The 19,357-nt window shown below is 34.7% G+C and carries 16 protein-coding genes and 1 pseudogene; 11 read left to right on the top strand and 6 right to left on the bottom strand.

Going from position 1 to position 19,357, the window contains the following annotated elements:
• Positions 1–3: 3 nt before the first annotated feature.
• The 9 genes and pseudogenes from RTY06_RS03490 (at position 4) to RTY06_RS03450 (ending at position 9,046) form a co-directional block, all read left to right on the top strand.
• Complete coding sequence (locus tag RTY06_RS03490) at positions 4–435, top strand: Rrf2 family transcriptional regulator (protein ID WP_312822845.1); 432 nt, start codon at positions 4–6, stop codon at positions 433–435.
• 104 nt (positions 436–539) lie between these two features.
• A pseudogene (gene nirK / locus RTY06_RS03485) lies at positions 540–1,589 on the top strand (copper-containing nitrite reductase); the annotation flags it as partial.
• A gap of 53 nt (positions 1,590–1,642) precedes the next feature.
• Positions 1,643–2,473, top strand: a complete 831-nt coding sequence (locus tag RTY06_RS03480) for a formylglycine-generating enzyme family protein (protein ID WP_312822844.1) — start codon at positions 1,643–1,645, stop codon at positions 2,471–2,473.
• A 4-nt stretch (positions 2,474–2,477) separates the two neighbouring features.
• Positions 2,478–3,041, top strand: coding sequence for an SCO family protein (locus RTY06_RS03475; protein ID WP_312822843.1), 564 nt, complete (start codon positions 2,478–2,480; stop codon positions 3,039–3,041).
• 19 nt (positions 3,042–3,060) lie between these two features.
• Entirely contained in the window at positions 3,061–3,474 is a 414-nt protein-coding gene (locus tag RTY06_RS03470; protein ID WP_312822841.1) for a c-type cytochrome, read from the top strand.
• A 245-nt stretch (positions 3,475–3,719) separates the two neighbouring features.
• Positions 3,720–4,445 (top strand): iron-sulfur cluster repair di-iron protein, encoded by a 726-nt coding sequence (gene ric / locus RTY06_RS03465; RefSeq protein WP_312822839.1) that lies wholly within the window; start codon positions 3,720–3,722, stop codon positions 4,443–4,445.
• Between the two features lie 12 nt (positions 4,446–4,457).
• Entirely contained in the window at positions 4,458–6,704 is a 2,247-nt protein-coding gene (locus RTY06_RS03460; RefSeq protein WP_312822837.1) for a nitric-oxide reductase large subunit, read from the top strand.
• A 61-nt stretch (positions 6,705–6,765) separates the two neighbouring features.
• Entirely contained in the window at positions 6,766–7,218 is a 453-nt protein-coding gene (locus RTY06_RS03455; RefSeq protein WP_312822836.1) for a hemerythrin domain-containing protein, read from the top strand.
• A 601-nt stretch (positions 7,219–7,819) separates the two neighbouring features.
• The gene (locus RTY06_RS03450; RefSeq protein ID WP_312822835.1) at positions 7,820–9,046 is read left to right on the top strand and encodes a hypothetical protein; all 1,227 of its coding nucleotides are present in this window, start codon (positions 7,820–7,822) and stop codon (positions 9,044–9,046) included.
• Between the two features lie 15 nt (positions 9,047–9,061).
• Here the strand turns inward: RTY06_RS03450 and RTY06_RS03445 are convergent, their stop codons facing one another.
• The 3 genes from RTY06_RS03445 to dinB are packed head-to-tail and all read right to left on the bottom strand — an operon-like array spanning position 9,062 to position 13,658.
• Positions 9,062–9,379, bottom strand: coding sequence for an Rrf2 family transcriptional regulator (locus RTY06_RS03445; protein ID WP_312823028.1), 318 nt, complete (start codon positions 9,377–9,379; stop codon positions 9,062–9,064).
• A 39-nt stretch (positions 9,380–9,418) separates the two neighbouring features.
• A complete protein-coding gene (locus RTY06_RS03440) occupies positions 9,419–12,502 on the bottom strand; it encodes a DNA polymerase III subunit alpha (protein ID WP_312822834.1) in 3,084 nt (1,027 codons plus the stop codon).
• Positions 12,503–12,515: 13 nt separating this feature from the next.
• Positions 12,516–13,658 carry a DNA polymerase IV gene (dinB, locus tag RTY06_RS03435; RefSeq protein ID WP_312822833.1) on the bottom strand — a complete coding sequence of 381 codons (1,143 nt, stop codon included), beginning with the start codon at positions 13,656–13,658 and terminating at the stop codon, positions 12,516–12,518.
• Positions 13,659–13,719: 61 nt separating this feature from the next.
• Here dinB and RTY06_RS03430 point away from each other — a divergent pair, with 61 nt between their 5' ends.
• Positions 13,720–14,496 (top strand): helix-turn-helix domain-containing protein, encoded by a 777-nt coding sequence (locus tag RTY06_RS03430; protein ID WP_312822832.1) that lies wholly within the window; start codon positions 13,720–13,722, stop codon positions 14,494–14,496.
• Positions 14,497–14,605: 109 nt separating this feature from the next.
• On the top strand, positions 14,606–15,214 hold the full coding sequence (locus RTY06_RS03425; protein WP_312822829.1) for an alpha-ketoglutarate-dependent dioxygenase AlkB: 609 nt from the start codon (positions 14,606–14,608) through the stop codon (positions 15,212–15,214).
• Positions 15,215–15,650: 436 nt separating this feature from the next.
• Here the strand turns inward: RTY06_RS03425 and RTY06_RS03420 are convergent, their stop codons facing one another.
• The 3 genes from RTY06_RS03420 to RTY06_RS03410 all read right to left on the bottom strand — a co-directional run bounded on the left by RTY06_RS03420 (position 15,651) and on the right by RTY06_RS03410 (position 19,088).
• Entirely contained in the window at positions 15,651–17,078 is a 1,428-nt protein-coding gene (locus tag RTY06_RS03420; RefSeq protein WP_312822827.1) for an SDR family oxidoreductase, read from the bottom strand.
• Positions 17,079–17,331: 253 nt separating this feature from the next.
• On the bottom strand, positions 17,332–18,771 hold the full coding sequence (locus RTY06_RS03415) for an FAD/NAD(P)-binding protein (protein ID WP_312822825.1): 1,440 nt from the start codon (positions 18,769–18,771) through the stop codon (positions 17,332–17,334).
• Positions 18,753–19,088 (bottom strand): FAD/NAD(P)-binding protein, encoded by a 336-nt coding sequence (locus RTY06_RS03410; RefSeq protein WP_312822824.1) that lies wholly within the window; start codon positions 19,086–19,088, stop codon positions 18,753–18,755. Before RTY06_RS03410 ends, RTY06_RS03415 begins: the two co-directional genes overlap by 19 nt.
• Between the last annotated feature and the right edge of the window lie 269 nt (positions 19,089–19,357).

The following is a 19,357-nucleotide window of genomic DNA, read 5'->3' as shown; positions in this document are numbered from 1 at the left end:
CAAATGTTTTCTAAAACCTGTGAATACGCCATTCGAGCTTTGATATTTATCGCACAGAAGTCTAAGGACGGAAGTAGGGTGGGGATTAAAGATATTTCAGCAGGGATAGATTCTCCGGAATATTTTATTGCTAAAATATTACAGGATCTTAGCAGAAAGGGGTTTGTACAATCAGCAAAAGGGCCCAACGGAGGTTTTTACATGGCAGGAAAAGATCTTGAACAGTCTGTAGCTGATATCGTGAGAGAAATAGATGGAGATAAACTCTTTTCGGGTTGTGGTCTCGGTCTTAAAGAATGTTCGGAAGATCATCCTTGTCCTATTCATAATGATTTTAAGCATATTCGCCAGAAAATAAAAGATATGCTGGAAAATTCTAAAATCGAACTGTTTGTTAAAAATCTAGATTTGAAATTGACTTTTCTAAAAAAATAAACCACTTAAATAATTAAAAAGATAATAATTTATAATATAAAAACTATCAAATAATAAAAGACTTTAAGGTATTAATATATTATTTAATTTAATTATTTTAAAACATGATAATCTTTGTAAATCTATACAAAATGAGAAAATCACTCTTAGTAACAGCTGTTTTGTCTGCATTCATTAGCTTTAATTCCTGCAAACAAAATGAATCTGCTTCATCTGAAAACAAGCAAGATGCAGAACAGATCAAAACGGACGGAACTACCGAAGAACTCAAGTTTGCCGTCGCACCGAATGTTCCCTTACCCGTTGGTAACCGTGCCGCAAAAAAAGTTATCGTCAGACTTGAAACCATTGAAAAAATGGGCGAACTTGCAGATGGAACGCAATATAATTTTTGGACTTTCAACGGAACAGTTCCTGGAAGTTTCATCAGAGCAAGAGTGGGAGATGACATTGAACTTCATCTTAAAAATAACGAAAATTCAACCTTTCCTCACAATATAGATTTACATGCAGTAAACGGCCCCGGAGGTGGCGCAGAAGCAACTTTCGTTGCGCCAGGAAAAGAAGCTCTGTTTACTTTTAAAGCAACCAATCCGGGTTTATACGTTTACCATTGTGCAACTGCACCTGTAGGAATGCATATTGCCAACGGAATGTATGGTTTGATTTTAATTGAACCGGAAGGTGGACTGCCAAAAGTAGACAAAGAATTCTACATTATGCAAGGTGATTTCTACACAAAAGGTAAATTTGGAGACAAAGGTCTTCAGGAATTTGATATGGATAAAGCTATTGCCGAACATCCTGATTATGTTGTTTTCAATGGTAATACAGGTGCCTTGTTAGGCGCAAATGAGCTTCAGGCCAAAGTAGGTGAAACCGTAAGATTCTATGTTGGAAATGGTGGTCCAAATTTGACATCATCATTCCATGTTATTGGTGAAATTTTCGACAAAGTATACATCGAAGGTGGAAGTAAAATTAATGAGAATGTACAAACAACGGTAATTCCTCCGGGCGGAGCTTCAATCGTAGAGTTTAAAGCGACAGTTCCCGGCGAGTATGTGATTGTGGATCATGCGATTTTCAGAGCTTTTAATAAAGGTGCTTTAGGTAAAATTAAAATCACCGGAGCTGAAAATCCTGCGGTTTACAAAAAAAACTAAAATTACTTACGGTTACATTAAGGATCTAAAATATAGAAATAATGAGAATTGTGGTGAGTATGTTTTTTGCAATTGCCGTAATCCTATTTTCTTGTTCCAGACATTCTAATACGCATGAAAAATCTCATGATGTTCATAGCCATTTAAAATATGTCTCCAGCTCAAAAAAAATGGTAAGAATTGACGGAGGTGTCTATGAAGCTTTTATAGGTAAAGATTCAGGAAGAATTGTAAAAGTAGAAACGTTTTATCTGGACGACAGCCCGGTTACCAATGCAGATTATCTCAGATTTCTTAAAGCAAACCCTCAATGGGCAAAAAGTAAAGTAAAACGTCTTTATGCAGACAGCTCATATCTTCAACATTGGAAAAGTGACTACGAAATACCCGAAAATCTAAGTCCGGATGCGCCGGTTACAAATGTTTCCTGGTACGCAGCGAAAGAGTATGCAAGAAGTGTTGGTAAAAGATTACCTACAATTGATGAATGGGAATTTACAGCATTGGCAGATCGCAATTCAAAAAATGCTTCTAAGAAACCTGAGTTTACGGACTATATTTTAAAATCATATCAGAAAAAGGATAAAAATAAGCAAGTTATCAAACAAGATTTACCTAATTATTATGGTGTTTATGATATGTATGGAATGGTTTGGGAATGGACATTTGATTTTAATTCTGTAATGATGAGCGGAGAATCCCGCAAGGATAATACGACAAACGAATCTCTCTTCTGTGCAGGTGCTGCCATCACTTCCAGTGATCTTAGAAATTATGCAGGGTTCATGAGATATGCACTCAGAGGGAGCCTTAAAGCTGATTACTGTCTTAATAACTTAGGATTCAGATGTGCAAAAAATTTAAATAAATAAAAAAATGAAACGGATACTATATCTTTTGTTTGCATTTTCAATTTTGTCATGCAGCAAAAAAGAAGAGATTATCAGTCCCGACTCGATTTACAACGTGGGTTCAGTATGGGAAAAACAGGATGGAAGTAAAATTTCCTTTATAGATCTTAAAGGGAAAGTAATTGTAACGACAATGATCTTTACCTCATGTAAAACTGCTTGCCCGAGGCTGACTGCGGAAATAAAAAAAATAGCAAAAGAAGTTGGAAAAGTAGATTCTGATAATATCGAATATTTATTGATTTCTGTTGACCCTAAAACAGATACTCCTACAGTTATGCAGGCTTATCTAAAAAACAATCAGCTTGATGAAAAAGAATGGATGTTTATCCGCAGCAACGAAAACGATACCAGGGAAATTGCCAATATTATGGCCGTGAAATATAAAGAGATTTCTCCTATGGAATTTTCGCACTCCAATATTATTAGTGTGTATTCAAAAAAAGGTACACTGGCTTACCAGAAAGAAGGCCTTGAGAACGATATTCAAAGTACTGCAAAAGAAATTAAAAAACAACTAGAGTTATAAATTATAAAAAAATTAAAAAATGAAAAAGTTAGTATTAGGTGCAGTTTTATCAGCAATCACAGTGATCTCATGCTCAGATAAAAAGCCAACAGAAACAGCGGTAGAATCTAATGTAATGCTTGAAGAGCCTAAGACAATAGATTCTGCAGCAATGGCATCTAAATCTGAAACATTAACACCCGAAGCCGAAGGAAAAGAGTTGTTAGAAGGAATGGATTGTCTGTCATGTCATAAAGTAGACGCTAAATTGGTTGGTCCATCATATCAAGATGTTGCAGCAAAATATACAGAATCAGATATTGATAAGCTTGCGCAGAAAATCATTGATGGCGGAAAAGGAAACTGGGGAGATATCCCAATGACACCTCACGCAGGAATGAGTAAAGAAAATGCTCAGAAGATGGTAAAATATATTCTTTCTTTAAAAAAATAGATAAATATTTAGATAATATGTGAAAGTTAAAACAGCTGAACCTGTTTTAATCTCATTTTTCTCTCTGGCATTACGAATACATGTTGTTTATTTGCTGAATTTTTAATTATCGTAATACCATGAAGAGAGTGGCTTTTGAAATAATTGAGTTACAGTTTATATTTTAAAAATCTGTAATTGAAACAAAGCAATAGTGAAAAAATAAAAAAATTTTAAAATAATAAAAGATAAAAAAGTATTAAATTATGAATACACAGACAGACTTTATAGGAGACATTGTAGCAGAAGATTTTAGAACTGCTTCGATATTCAAAAAATATGGCATCGATTTTTGTTGTAAGGGAGGTAGAACGATTGAAGAAGCGTGTGGTCCGAAAAATTTAGATAAAAATCAAATTTATTCCGACATTGAAAATCTTCCGAAGACTGATGGTAATTCGATTGATTTCAACAGTTGGCCATTAGATCTTTTAGCAGATTACGTAGAAAAAACGCATCACCGCTATGTGGAAGAAAAAACGCCAATTCTTCAACAGTTTTTAGATAAGCTGTGCAAAGTTCATGGTGGAAGTCATCCAGAATTGTTCGAAATTAAAGAACTTTTTGATGGTTCAGCTCAGGATTTGGCAGCTCACATGAAAAAAGAAGAATTGATACTTTTCCCATTCGTTAAAAATATGGTGAAAGTAAGAATTGAAAACACAGCAATTCCTCAACCTCATTTCGGAACGGTAGAAAATCCAGTAAATATGATGAAGCACGAACATACAGTTGAAGGAGAAAGATTAAGAAAAATTGCAGAACTTACAGATGAATATACACCTCCTGCAGATGCTTGTAATACCTATAAAGTAACATTTGCAATGCTTCAGGATTTTGAAAATGATCTTCACAAACACATTCATTTAGAAAATAATATTCTATTCCCAAAAGCAATTAACCTCGAAAAAGAATTTTCTGTAGAACATTAAATCGTAAAGATTATGACAACTAAAAAATTATGGACCTGGCTTGCAGCAGTGATTATCGGTTCATTTGTAGTTTTGATTTACTATGGCGTTGATATTTACAGGAAAATTCCGCCTGTTCCCGATAAAGTAGTTACAACAGATGGAAAAGTTGTAGCGACTGGACAAGATATTAAAGACGGTCAAAACGTTTGGCAATCGATTGGCGGACAAACTGTTGGGAGTATTTGGGGGCACGGAGCCTATATTGCACCTGATTGGAGCGCAGATTACCTCCATCGCGAAGCTCTGCTTTTATTAGATGAATTGGCAAAAAAAGATGGAAAAATTTATAAAGATCTTCCTGATGATGAGCAGGCAAGATACAAGGTGCTTCTGAAAAGAGAAATCCGAAAAAACACTTTAGATGAGGCAACTCAAACAATTGTAATTTCTCCCGAAAGAGCTAAAGTACAGGCAGAATTAGCAGATTATTATGCTAAGATATTTATGAATGATGCGGAGATGAATCAGCTTCGTGACCATTATGCCATTCCTAAAAATACAGTGAAAACTGAGGAGAGGATGGCAAAAATGAACGCTTTCTTTTCCTGGGCAGCCTGGGTTTGTATCACAGATCGCCCCGGAGACACAGGAATTACATACACCAACAATTGGCCTCACGATGAATTAATAGGAAATATTCCTCCACCATCGCTGCATTTATGGTCTGGATTCAGTGTATTAATGTTATTAGGTTGCGTTGGGTTGTTGGTTTTCTATCACGCTAAAAATAAAGAAGAAGAGATCAGTGAAATGCTTCCATTAGAAGATCCTTTGAGAAGTATGAAACCTACAGCTTCAATGCGTGCAACTTTAAAATATATTTGGGTTGTTGCCTTATTGATCTTAGTGCAAATGGTTGCAGGTGTCATCACAGCGCATTACGGAGTTGAAGGAAGTGGGTTCTATGGTTTTCCACTCGATGAGTTTTTACCGCAGTCAATTTCTAGAAGCTGGCACGTACAATTAGCTATTTTCTGGATTGCTACTTCTTGGTTGGCGACAGGATTATACATCGCTCCTGCAGTTTCAGGATACGAGCCGAAATATCAGGTTTTGGGTGTCAATATTTTGTTTGGAGCTCTATTGATTGTAGTTTTTGGCTCATTAGCCGGACAATGGTTAGGCGTGATGCAAAAGTTGGGCTATGTAGATAATTTCCTTTGGGGACATTCCGGTTACGAATATGTAGAATTGGGAAGAATTTGGCAGATCTTATTGTTAGTAGGATTAATTCTTTGGTTAATTTTAATGGTAAGAGCTCTTTTACCAGCATTGAAAAAGAAAGATGGCGACAGACATTTATTATTACTCTTTACACTTTCTGCAGTGGCAATCGCATTATTTTATGGTGCAGGATTGATGTACGGAAGACAAACCCACATGGCAATTGCAGAATATTGGAGATGGTGGGTAGTGCACCTTTGGGTAGAAGGGTTCTTTGAAGTATTTGCAACCGTTGTAGCTGCGTTTTTATTTACGAGATTAGGATTACTAAGATTAAAAGCAGCAACTCACGCAGTATTATTTTCAACAATTATTTTCCTTGCCGGAGGTATTTTGGGGACGTTCCACCATTTATATTTCAGTGCAACACCAACAGCAGTTCTGGCTTTGGGAGCAACATTCAGTGCACTCGAAATTGTTCCATTGGTTTTAATAGGATTTGAAGCGTATCAAAATTATCAAATCAGTAAATCTACTAAATGGATTAAAGCGTATAAATGGCCAATTTACTGTTTCATCGCAATGTGTTTCTGGAATTTCCTAGGAGCCGGTATTTTCGGATTTGCCATTAATCCACCGATAGCATTGTACTATATTCAAGGGCTTAATACCACTGCGGTTCACGGCCATGCTGCACTATTTGGAGTGTATGGAATCCTTGGAATTGGTTTGATGATGTTTATGTTGAGAGGATTGTATCCGGACAGAGAATGGAATGATAAACTGATCGGTTGGGCTTTTTGGTTAACTAATATCGGTTTATTGGTGATGGTAACTATCAGTTTGCTGCCGATAGGAATTATGCAATCTGTAGCCTCAATTAAAGAAGGGTATTGGTATGCACGTTCCGCCGAATTTATGCAAACCGATATGATGCATACATTGAGATGGCTGCGTGTTCCGGGTGATATTTTATTGGCAATAGGAGAAATGTTATTAGTAATTTTCATTATCGGACTGAAAACCGGCTGGTCTTTAAAAGATAAAAGATAATCAATTATTTAATCCTGAGAACTGCCACTTTTGTAGTGGTGGTTCTTTTAAATTTTAAAATATGAAAAGAAACGAAAACTTAGTCCCGCTTTCCCGAGATCATCATTTCGGATTGCTTTGCAGCTGGAAAATTCGTCAAGGGATCAAAAAAAATGTTTCTTATGACAGAATAAAAAAATACATCAATTACTATTGGCAGGAAAATCTAAGCCGTCATTTTGAAATCGAAGATCTCGTACTTCCAGAAACTGACAACAATATTCTTAAGATTCAGATGGAAAAAGAACACATCGAGATTCGTAAGTTAATCAATACCATCAATCAAACTAACGATATCCGTATTTTAGGAGATTTTGCGAATGCTTTAAGTAATCATATTCGTTTCGAAGAGCGGATATATTTTCCTCATTTAGAAGAACATTTATCTGATGTAAAACTGAATAATATTGGAGCTCAACTTGAGCAAATACATCAAAAAGAAAATGATCTTTATGAAGATGAATTCTGGAAATAATTTATTGAATTTAAATTAAAAAAATGAGTATTAATATTTAATCAGATTGGGCGAATATCTTTATTTGGCGATGGGTGATTGCAACGTTCATAAAGTTGTAATAGCAGTTGGTTACACTTTTGTTTACCCCGATAAAAAAGCTAAACAATTTGACGAACCAACGGACAATAAAATACATTGATATTTCACTCGTGAAATCTGGTGATGAAGACAAATGTAAAACTTTAGAAAAATTGGCTTGATTTTACAAATCCCCACAAAATATTTTTGAATTTTAAACGGATGGCCTTAACTTAAAAAAGGATAAGAAAGTCTTATTTTAAATCTTTTTTTTTGTTTATATTATGAAAAATTGGGTTTATTTAAGGCTTTCTTTTTGCATATTTTTAGCAAAAATTTTAATGTTAAATTGCAAAAGAATGTATGCGCTGTGAAATTATAATCAAATTTTTACTGTGCTGTCAGGATTTCTCAATTTCAGTTTTCGGAGCGATATGATCAACAGTTTATTTATAGAATGACTGCATTGGCCACATGTTATATACAATTCAAGCGAGCGTAAGCGAAAACCAACTTTAATATCTTCAAAAATTATTTTTAAATGTTAAAAATTAGTCAGACAATACACTTTAATTTTTGGTTAAAAATCTGCGTTATCAATTTCTTCATTGTGTCTGTGGTTGGTGTGATAATGCGCTATAATATGGCTTTTTCGTTGCCTGGATTTAATCATAAATTTATGCAGGAATCTCATTCACATTTTGCATTTTATGGTTGGGTTTCGGCGGGAATTTTTCTTTTTGTGACGAAATATTTAAGTGAAAATTTCAAGAAAATCAATCTTCCGAAATATCAATATTTAATGATTTGCAATCAAATTGGTTCCTACGGAATGTTGTTTACATTTCTTTATGGAGGCTATTTTTGGTTGTCGATTGTTTTTTCCTCAATTGCTTTGTTTACTGGGTTTGCGTATTTTATTTTTTTGTTAATTGATACAAAATCGAATGAAAATCCTGAAATTATCTGGTTGAAATCAGGCGCATTTTTTGCCACATTTTCAGCAATCGGGATTTTCGGATTGGCGTATTTTTCCAGCAAGAAAGAAGAGTTTGATGTTCTGTTTAGAGCTTACACTTACTTTTATTTGCATTATCAGTACAACGGATTTTTCCTGTTTTCTTGCATCGGATTATTGCTGATTTCATTAAAAAAAATCGGAATTGAAATCAAGGAAAAACTCAACAAAACTATTTTCTTTCTTTTGTTTTTCGGATGTTTTTTCGGTTACGGATTGTCCGTTTTATGGATTGAAATGAACTCAGTTCTATATGGATTTTTTGTCTTGATTTCCGTAATTCAATTCTTCGGCGCAATTCTATTTTTGATTTGGATAAGAAAAACGAATCTTTTTAAAAATCAAAATTTCATACAGAAACTTCTTCTCAGTATTTTTGGTTTTGCCTTTATTTTAAAATTTCTGCTTCAAAGTTTGTCTGCAATTCCGGCTTTGGGTGTTTTTGCATTCAGCAATATTAATATCGTAATTGCGTATTTGCACTTGGTTTTACTAATGGGAATCAGCCTTTTTCTAATTTGGAAAATTGTACAAATGAAAGAAATTGAATTTAATAAATTATTGAAAATCAGTATTTTATTGCTGGTATTTGGAATTGTTTGTAATGAAATTGTATTGGGTTTATCGGGAACATTTTCAATATTTTACATTCCGTTTTTAACTGCAAAAAATTGGTTGCTTTTTGCTTCGGTTGTTATTATGATTTCAATCCTAACTTTTATCCAATCTTTAAAAATTGAAAATAAATAATTTAATAAAAAAAAATTACAATAATTCAGAAGGTTTACTCATAATTTGAACCACACTTCCCAGATCTTTCAGATCTTTGATTTTGTATTGGAACATAATAAGGACTTTTTCTCTTACAGCAACTGCAAGATGATGAATAGGACAAGGGTTTTCACCGCTGCAGTGTTTTAAACCCAAAAGACAAGAAGTGAGAACTTCCTTACTTTCAAAATTTTCGTAGATATCTTTAATTGTAAGATTTTCAAATTGCTCATCTGTTAGATAGAATCCTTTTCCTTTTCCTGATGAGATCAACTGTTTTTTAGTGAGTTGTTGTAAGATTAGAGGTGAAATATGTGGGGGTATCTATATGCTCAGAAATATCAATGATACCTATCTGTATATCTTCATTTGTTGTCTTGGAAGTCCAATCTCATACTCCTGGGGATAAGGTTGTCTGTAAGTTAAGCTAACATCCTCACGGAGACTTCGTTCCATTTCTTTCGATTTTTCCTCGTCCATAGAGTATCTTGGATCCGCAATTAGAGGCATCTTAGCCATCTTGGTAATGGTAATGGTGGGGAAGTGATAATCTACTTCTACGGTTCCCAATAAAAGGTAGATGCCCCCTTCCTTGAAAGGAAATTGTTTTAGACTGTCCGGAAAATGGGCGGTGTCAAAATATTCACCTTCAGCATCAATCCAAGTTCCAAAATACATATCATCCTTTTTTCCGGGATGATTTTTCATTTTGATAGGAACATGTTTTCTGGAAATTAAATAGGCCAGCATTTTTACCTGCTTCTTATGGTATTTCAGAAGATCCTTAACCAACACATCGCCTCTGTATTTAGTCTTTAATAAATCAAAAATAGAATAGGAGACAGGGAATCCCAATATTTCAATTTCATCAAAGGCATCTTCAAAAGGATTTCTATCAATAACAGGCAGTTCATAATCTTTTTGGGGTTCTTCAAATAGGGATATACTCTTATTTTTATATTGATTCTTTGATAAAAGAAATCTTGCTTCAATCAAGAGTTCATGTTTCTGCTTTTCTGTGAATCTGAAAGCACCAACAAAAATCAAGATTTGCAGGGTTTCAATACCAATTTGAACTCTTTTGACAAAATCTTCCAATGATTTATAATCGCCGTTTTCTTTTCTTTCTTCGGGAATAAAAAGTTTAAGAGAAGCTTCTAATCTTTCAATATGCATCAATCCCAAATAGACATCAGTTCCATAAACTGTTGTATGATATTCACTCAGGTTGACACAAGGATTATAAATCACAGCTCCGGCCATTTTAGCTTCGTGGACATACACTTCAGTACGATAAAACCCTCCGCCATTATTAATAGCGGATACCATAAATTCAATGGGGTAGTAGGCTTTGAGATACAGACTCTGATAACTTTCTACTGCATAAGATGCAGAATGAGCTTTACAAAATGAATAGCCGGCAAAAGATTCAATCTGTCGATAGACCTCCTGTGATAACTGCTCTGGATGTCCTTTTCTTTTGCAGGATTCAAAGAAATCATCTTGTAATTGCTGTAAAGCAGAAAGGGAACGTCCTTTGCCGCTCATTGCTCTTCGAAGGACATCACCATTAGCTGCGGATACGCCTCCAAAGTGCATTGCAATTTTGATTACATCCTCCTGATAAACCATAATCCCATAGGTTTCACCCAGTTCTTTTTCAAAGACATCGTGAAAATATTCAAATTCGCCGGGATGATTATGACGAAATATATACTCCCGCATCATACCGCTTTGAGCCACCCCAGGACGAATAATAGATGAAGCAGCAACCAAAACTTTATAATTATTACATTTCAGTCTTCTCAAAAGTCCACGCATAGCTGGCGATTCAATATAAAAACAGCCAATAGTCTTTCCAATACTCAGCATCTCATTGCACAGGGTTTCATCTTTAGAAATGCTGGTATCCTCAATATCTATGACAATTCCTCTTTTCTCTTCAATCAGGTTAACTGCATCCTTAATGGTGCCCAATCCTCTTTGCGATAAAATATCAAATTTTTCCAAACCGATATCTTCTGCCGTATGCATATCAAACTGTACAATGGGGAATTCTTTTGGAGGAAACTCCAAGGCTGAATAATTAGTAATTGGTTCTTCAGAAATCAGAATACCACAAGAGTGCATACTTCTTTGATTTGGAAAACCTACCAATAGCTGTTCATATTTATAAATCTGCTGCACTACAGAATTCTGGTCGTGCTGATCTTTCGGTTTTTTGGAGAGCAGATCTAATTCATCTTTCGGTAATCCAAATACTTTTCCCAATTCTCGGAATCTTGATCTCTTTTTGAACTCCACATTCGTTCCACAAAAGGCTACGTGATCCTTACCATATTTTTTGAAAATATATTTTAAAATAGTATCTCTATTTTTCCAGCTCCAGTCAATGTCAAAATCGGGAGGTGACTTACGGTTAAGATTGAGAAAACGCTCAAAATACAAGTCCAATTCTAATGGGCATATATTAGTAATCCCCATACAATAAGCAATAATGCTGTTCGCTCCGCTTCCTCTGCCGACGTGCATAAAGCCCACACTTTTACTATATTGAATAATATCCCAAGTGATTAAAAAATAACCGCAAAAGTTCAGTTGATCAATCACCGTCAGTTCTTTTTCAACTCTTTCAACAGCTTGTTTATTTTTATCAGGATATCTGCGAACTAAACCTTCATAGGCAAGCCGTGATAACAATCTAAAATCATTTTCCTTGCTGTCGGTATAATGTTTTTTATTCTTTGGAGTTTTAAATTCAAAATCAAAACTGCACTCATTGACTATATATTTGGTATTCTCAATGATTTCAGGGTAATGTTCGAATTGATTCAACAGTTTTTTCTTACCGACAAATGACTCATTTTTTCTGCAATAATCTTGTTCAGTCAGTTTGGTAAAAATAGTATTACTGTCAATCGCTCGTAATACTTTATGAAGCTCATATTCTTCCTCGTTTTTAAAGGTTACCGGATGAAGAATGATCATTTTAGATATTAAGGATTTGAGTTCAGGATTAATCAATAGATTGAGTTCTTCCTGTCGGATTCCAATAAATTCGTGTTCCAATAAGATTTCCGGTCTATTCTGTAATGTATAGATCACAAAACAATTGTCTATTGGAGGATTCACCTTCGGAATTTCTATACCCTCACAATTATAATCAGTCAGCAGTTTATTAACCTCTGCGATACCTTTAGGATTCTTTCCTAAGCAGATATAATACTGTACGTTTTCAACACGGACATCAACGCCGACAATTGGTTTTATATCATTTTCCAGACACAATTTATAAAACTGATAAATTCCTGTCACCGTATTAATATCGGTCAACGCCAGAACTTTTAGCTTATAGTCCACAGCCAGCTGAACCAAATCTTCAACAGAAATAGTTCCATAACGTAAGCTATGATAAGTATGGCAGTTAAGAAACATAAAAAACAATTTATTAATTTAAAAAACCTGAAGCTCTTCCCACACTTTTTGTTCCGAACCGGTTTTTGATTTTATCAAGCGCATTATAGAGTGATATCAATTCTTCTGTATCTTCAAAAAGATCCATCTGATGATTACCGTGAACAAGACCTGTAAATTTGATCCCAATCAGGCGAATTCTCATCCTTCGGGTATAAACTTTTTTAAACAGCTCTAAAACATATTTTAACAAGGTATGATCGGTTGAGGTATAAGGAATCTTACATTGTTTTGTTTCCGTATCAAAATTGGCGTATCGAATTCTTACTGATACCGTTGAGGTCAACCATTTTTCATTTCTAAGCTGGTAGCAGAGTTGTTCCACCATTCCTGAAAGAATGCTCCTGATATTTTGAACATCGATGGTGTCTTCAGCAAAAGTGGTTTCAGTCGAAATAGATTTTCGTTCTGAATATTGAATAACGGGATTGTTATCAATACCATTGGCTTTTTTCCAAAGTTCAATTCCATTTTTACCGATCAATTGCTGCAATACATCAACAGGCATTTTGGAAAGTGTTTCAATTTTTCTTACACCTAACCTGGAAAGCAGTTCGAAAGTGACGTTCCCTACCATCGGAATCTTCTTAACTGATAATGGATTTAAAAAAGGCTGAATATAGTCAGGCTTCACTTCAAATCTTCCAATAGGTTTTGATTCACCGGTTCCAATTTTAGAGACGGTCTTATTCGTTGACAAAGCAAAACTGATGGGGAGTCCTGATTGTTTAGTCACGGCTTCAGCAATTTCTGTTGTCCATTGGTAGCATCCAAAAAACTTGTCCATTCCGGATAGATCCAGATAAAATTCATCAATACTGGCTTTTTCCAATACGGGAACTTTTTCCTGGATAATTTCTGTTACCATATGCGACATATTGGAATAGTATTCCATATCGCCTTTGATGACCTGGGCTTCTGGGCACAAACGTAAAGCCATCCGAATTGGCATAGCGGAACGCACGCCGAATTTTCTGACTTCATACGAGCAGGATGCTACGACACCACGATCTCCGCCACCTATGATGATAGGCTGATTCTCCAATACAGAGTCTCTTAACCTCTCACAGGAAACAAAGAATGTATCCAAATCCATATGTGCAATCGCTCGTTCCATTTGACAAAATTAATACGTTTTGTAGCAAATTTTTGTATATTTGTTGCTATAAATTATAGCAATGTCGATTTTTTCAGAAAACATGCGGTATTTAAGAGGTAAGCTAAATCTTTCACAACAAAAGGTTGCTGATGATCTATTAATTACCCGAGGCAGATATGGTAAGTATGAAGATGATGCCGCAGAGCCTCCTCTTGAGATTTTAATCAAAATCTCTAAATATTATAATATCAGTATCGACTTACTTTTGACAATCAATGTCAGCAAATTTTCTATTGATGAGATGATTGAACTTCCTGACAATAGAATTGTCTTGCCTATAAGGGTAGATCAAGATGGAAACAATGAAATTGAGATTATTCCACAAAAGGCTTCAATGGGATACCTGAACGGCTATGGAGATCCAGAGTACATAGAAAGTCTGGAAATCATATCCTTACCCTTCTTGAAAGGAGGCAAGTTCAGAGCATTTCCAGCTGACGGAGATTCAATGCCCCCTTATAAGAACGGAACTTATATTGTGGGAAAGTATGTTGAAAACCTTTCAGACTTGAAAACAGATAGAACTTATGTTTTCATTACCGCTAATGATGGCATCAGTTACAAAAGGTTTCAGTTTCATGAAGCAGATGGTATATGGGTAAAGGCTGACAATCAGTTTTATGATCCTTATAAAATCCCATTACCGGAAATTAAAGAAATCTGGGAATTTGCTTGCAGCATTAATACCAAAGAATATGAACCTGATGAATTTGCGGAGCATCATATTCAAAACTTTATCAACCAGATTAAAACGGATATCAAACAGATCAAAGAGACAATTCGAGATAAAAATTGAATTTGAGTTATTAAAAAACTTCCCCGAAGGGAAGCTAAAAACACAAATGATGAAAAAATTCCGTAGAAACGGGATAAAACAAAAGTAAATATTTCAAAAGAAAATTACAATGAGTCAGCTAAGTTTATTTGATGCAGAAGAATTTTATGAATTTCCAAAAGATTTATTGGAGTACAAAGAAAACTTTCTTAGTAGAGAAGAAGCTGATCTGTTGAAGGATTATCTGCTTCAGAATACGCCTTGGGAACAGCGTACTCAGAAAATGTATGACAAGACGGTCTTAACTCCGCGCCTGACAGCATGGTACGGAGATGCCCAATCTTATAAGTCAGCCGACATTAATACAACCGAAAGAAATGGATGGACTTCTGAATTATATGCTCTAAAAGAAAGAATAGAAAAAGAATTTGGATATCAGTTTAATAGCGTCTTGCTCAATTTATATCGGGACAATAATGATTCTGTTGCCTGGCACAGAGATAAGGAGAGCAGATATGGAAAACGACCTGTTATTGCTTCAATAAGTCTTGGGCAGACAAGAAATTTTGATTTTAGAAAGAAAGACCATCACAAAAGCAGATACAGTTTGCCACTTCCCCATGGCGCATTGCTGATTATGAAAGGAGATTTGCAGGAACATTGGGAGCATAGAATTGCTAAATCTACGGTTCCAATGAAAGAACGAATTAATCTTACATTCAGGTTGATTAATCAATAGGTCTTCACTGATAAAAATGATGTTTTATTTTTTGCAGTTAAATTTGGCAAAAAAGTTGTTGTAATTACAGTAGAACTCTAATTCATAGTTCAGTAGATTTTTAAAAAGACAAACAGCAATGTTTTTCTAAGTTTAAAATCCTATATAATTAGGAAGAGGAGAGTAGCAGCTCAAATTTGCTTCTCTCCTTTTTTATTAATAAGTTACTAAAGCTCCATCTTTATACGTTGCTTAAAAAAGAAATAATTTTAATTATTAATCATTTCGTTTAAAAATGAGCATACATCCAGCTAAGATTAATGAATGTAGAACAAACCACAGCAGGTAAGAAAGAACTGCTGACAAAAGATATTCTTTAAAAGATTCAGGTTCTACAAAAAGCAATGTCCCAATTAATGAAATGGGAAAAAGCATCATGATTATCAAAACAAATAATTTATTTTTCATCTGCCAATTTTTTAATCATTCCCTTAAATATGTAGCCATGAAACGGTAGTACAGCATACCAATAAAGCCTTCCCCAAAGACCTAGCGGTCGGAATGTTGCTTCCTGTACTAAAATATTATTGACAATTTTAAATTCTAACCAAGCTTCGCCAGGCAGTTTCATTTCAGCAAATAAAAGTAATTTCTTTTCATCTCTACTGGCATATAGCACACGCCAAAAATCCAGAGAATCTCCAGCACTGAGCTTATCTTTATTTTTCCGTCCTCTCTTGGAACCCACACCTCCAAAGAGTTTGTCAATACTGCCTCTTAGACTCCACAATAAATTAGCATGGTACCATCCATTTTTACCTCCAATTCCAAATATTTTGTCTAGGGTTTTTTGTTCATCATTAATTCTAATAGACTGTCTATCCTTAAATACACCCATTTTAGGGACTTCTAAAAACTTCCACACATCCTTAGAATAACGATAGTTGCCAAATGAATCATACCAAGTTGACAATACATCATTCTGCTCAATTTTGTCAAAACTTAGCTTTAAACTTTCTTCATAAGATAAAAGCTTAATATTCAAATCATCTGCTAAATTATTTTTTTTTGCCACAACATTAATCTTCATACTGTCAACCAGATTCTTAGCAAGGACATAAGAGGTTGAGGTAATAAAATAAAGCCAATAGGATGATAGTTTTGGACTCAGTACAGGAACTGAGATGATTGACCTTTTAAGATGGCGCTCTTTTGCATAGATAAGCAGCATTTCTTTGTAAGTCAAAATATCTGGCCCTGCAATATCAAAATGCTGATTATAGGTTGTTTCATTAGCCATAACGCCCATTAAAAACTCCACAACATTTCTGATGGCAATAGGTTGGCACAAGGTTTTTAGCCATTTAGGAGCAACCATTACTGGGAGTTTTTCCACAAGATCTCTTATAATTTCAAAAGATGCTGAACCAGAACCTATTATAATTCCAGCTCGAAGAACAGTCAGTGCATAGTGATTGGATTTTAGCCGATCCTCAACATCTTTACGGGATTGCAAATGCTTTGAAAGTTCTTTTTCATTAACGATTCCTGTGAGATAAACAACTTGTTTACAATTAGTTTTTTCAAGAGATTTTGAAAAATTCTCAGCACTTATCTTTTCAGCTTTGCTAAAATCTGCATTGGAAGACATTGAATGAATGAGGTAGAATGCAACATCAATATGATCTGGAATGTTATTTAGTGTACTAGAATCATTAAAATCATTTTCAATGACGCTGATTTGCGACTTGAAATCTTTGTATGGAGATAAATCAAAACGTTTCTGATCTCTCACAGAACAAATGACATGGTGTCCGTTATGAAGCAGTTGTATCAATAATCGTTTACCGATATATCCTGTAGCACCTGTTAAAAAAATTTGCATAAAAATGTTGATCTAAGTGATATAAGAATAGAATGATTCTTCTAGGAGTAAGATTTACAAATCTGAGACCATAGAACCAAAAAATGGAAACTAAGACAGTTTCCCTTCGAAAAAATTAGATTAAAATATAACAAAAATGTTATCAAAGTAATAAAGGTATTTCAATACTGAAAATCTATAATGACAGTAATGAAACACACTTTAAAATAACATAGATTCTGCCAGCTTTAAAAAGGTGTAGAATATAGGATAACTAGCTTGCCTTCTCATTTGAAGGTGACTGATATCCCGGATCAAAATATTCTGAAATTGAATGGATGATACGTTCCGCCGCTGTATCACAAAAATCAAGACCAGAATAGTCAGGATTAAGACCTCCAATAAACGGAACAGCCATGATGTAAAGATTATTGATAATCTGCCCGTATGCATTAAGCGCCTGAAAATAATCGTTAATCTTTAAACCAGGCAGTCTAAGATAGTAGTTATCGTTATAGCCTTGATAAACCTGATTTTCTGTTTCATTTAATAATTCTAATGCATTCTGATTATCTTTGAAATCCAGATAAGCAGGGCTTAGCATATTTTTTTGTTTAAGACCTTCAAAAGGTAAATCACCCCAATTAAAAGCTTGTTGCCCAACAGCGTCAATATATAGGGGATATTTACCCTCAATGCGTTGATTATCCACTGAAGTATAATTATAGATGGCTCCTTCTTTTCCATTTGGAATTACGAAGCTTTCTTTATCAACCTGTACTAAATCGAGTACACCCTTTTCATAGAGAGCCATCATTTCCCGATAAGAGGATTGTGGTAATGAAGCAATGATAACAGAAATCAGCGGCAGCATACTTTTTCTAAGCCGTATCATATCTTCAGCAGAAAAGTGTTTAGCGGGGTAGTTCATTGCATAGCTGAATGCCGCTAATGCTTCTTTCCAACTGACAGACTGACGTCTCCGGATAGATTTTTCCGCTTCTCTATATTCCGCTTTAAATAGCTCAAAACTGTCAAGATCTTGTCTTAATGACATCATTTCTTCAACAAATGCTTCCAAACTGAGATCTTTGATCTTATCATAAAAGCCCGGATCTTTTAATTTTAATGCTTGTTTAAAATTTAGGTCAAATACGTAATCTAAATCAACAAATCCGTTATTATTATTTTTATATTCGTAAATATCTTTCAATGACATTACCCAAGAACTGGAATAAGCTTCGCCGTCCGAATGAAAACGGAGTGCAGGCAAAAATCCACCTGTAGAAAATAGGGTCATCTTAAATTGTAAAGATTGGGGATTGAGCTGATAAGACAACTGACCATCTTCCTCAGCTAAAAAAGAGCCGTTAATTCTGGCCAAAGTTTTCACCACATCGACGGCTGTCAATGAACTGCCTCGGATTGCAACAGATCCATTAAAAGGCGAATTAAATTTAGATGGAGGATAGGGTGAATCATACCAGTCGCTAACCTGGTCTTCATAAGTTTTAGGCCAATGGTGTCCTGTACAGAGAATCACTATATCAGCATTGTGATAGTCATCTGTATCCGTTATAATCTGATAGGATAATTGATCGGTTACTTTAATATCGGTTACTTCAGTATTAATGTTAGATTTTACCTTGATACCCCTTTTTATTAGAGTTGTAATATAATACTTAAAAAGATGTTCTAAGTAATTTCCAAGCAAAATAACCTTGGTATAACCTTATCTTCATTGAATTGACCATCAGAAAAAAAATCCGGAAATTCTTTTGTCGGGTGGTTATTGATATAGTCTTTGAAACTGACATCAAATTTTGGAAGCTCAGTAGCTGAAACATTAGCCACATGTTCTTTGTTAGAGCCACGTGTTCCATAAGGCATTCCTACGCCCAATCTGTCATTTTTTTCAAATATCATTACAATTGACGGCTGAAGATTACCATCAGCAATATGTTTAAGCAGCATTAATGAAGCAGGACCACCTCCAATTAATGCTATTGACCGCGAATATATTTTTTGCATTCGATTAATTTAAAACTGACATTCAAAATACATTCCATACCATTATGGAATTTGGGGTTAATACAATGGCAATCTAAGAATATTGATTGATTGTTTGAATATGAAGTGTAATTTAAGTTGTAGTCATTGCTGAAATTAAGAAGTTATTTATTTTAAATAAATTCTACATAAATCATAAAATGATATCGAAAAAAATGGTCATTTTTGCAATCTTAAATTTGGAGGAATTTTAAGAACTTTCATCTGACTTCATTCATACCTTTAAAAAT

This window comes from Epilithonimonas sp. (assembly GCF_032055105.1).
Classification (GTDB): Bacteria; Bacteroidota; Bacteroidia; order Flavobacteriales; family Weeksellaceae; genus Epilithonimonas.
Note: the sequence above shows the minus strand (reverse complement) of the source record. Positions and strands in the feature narration are given on the sequence as shown.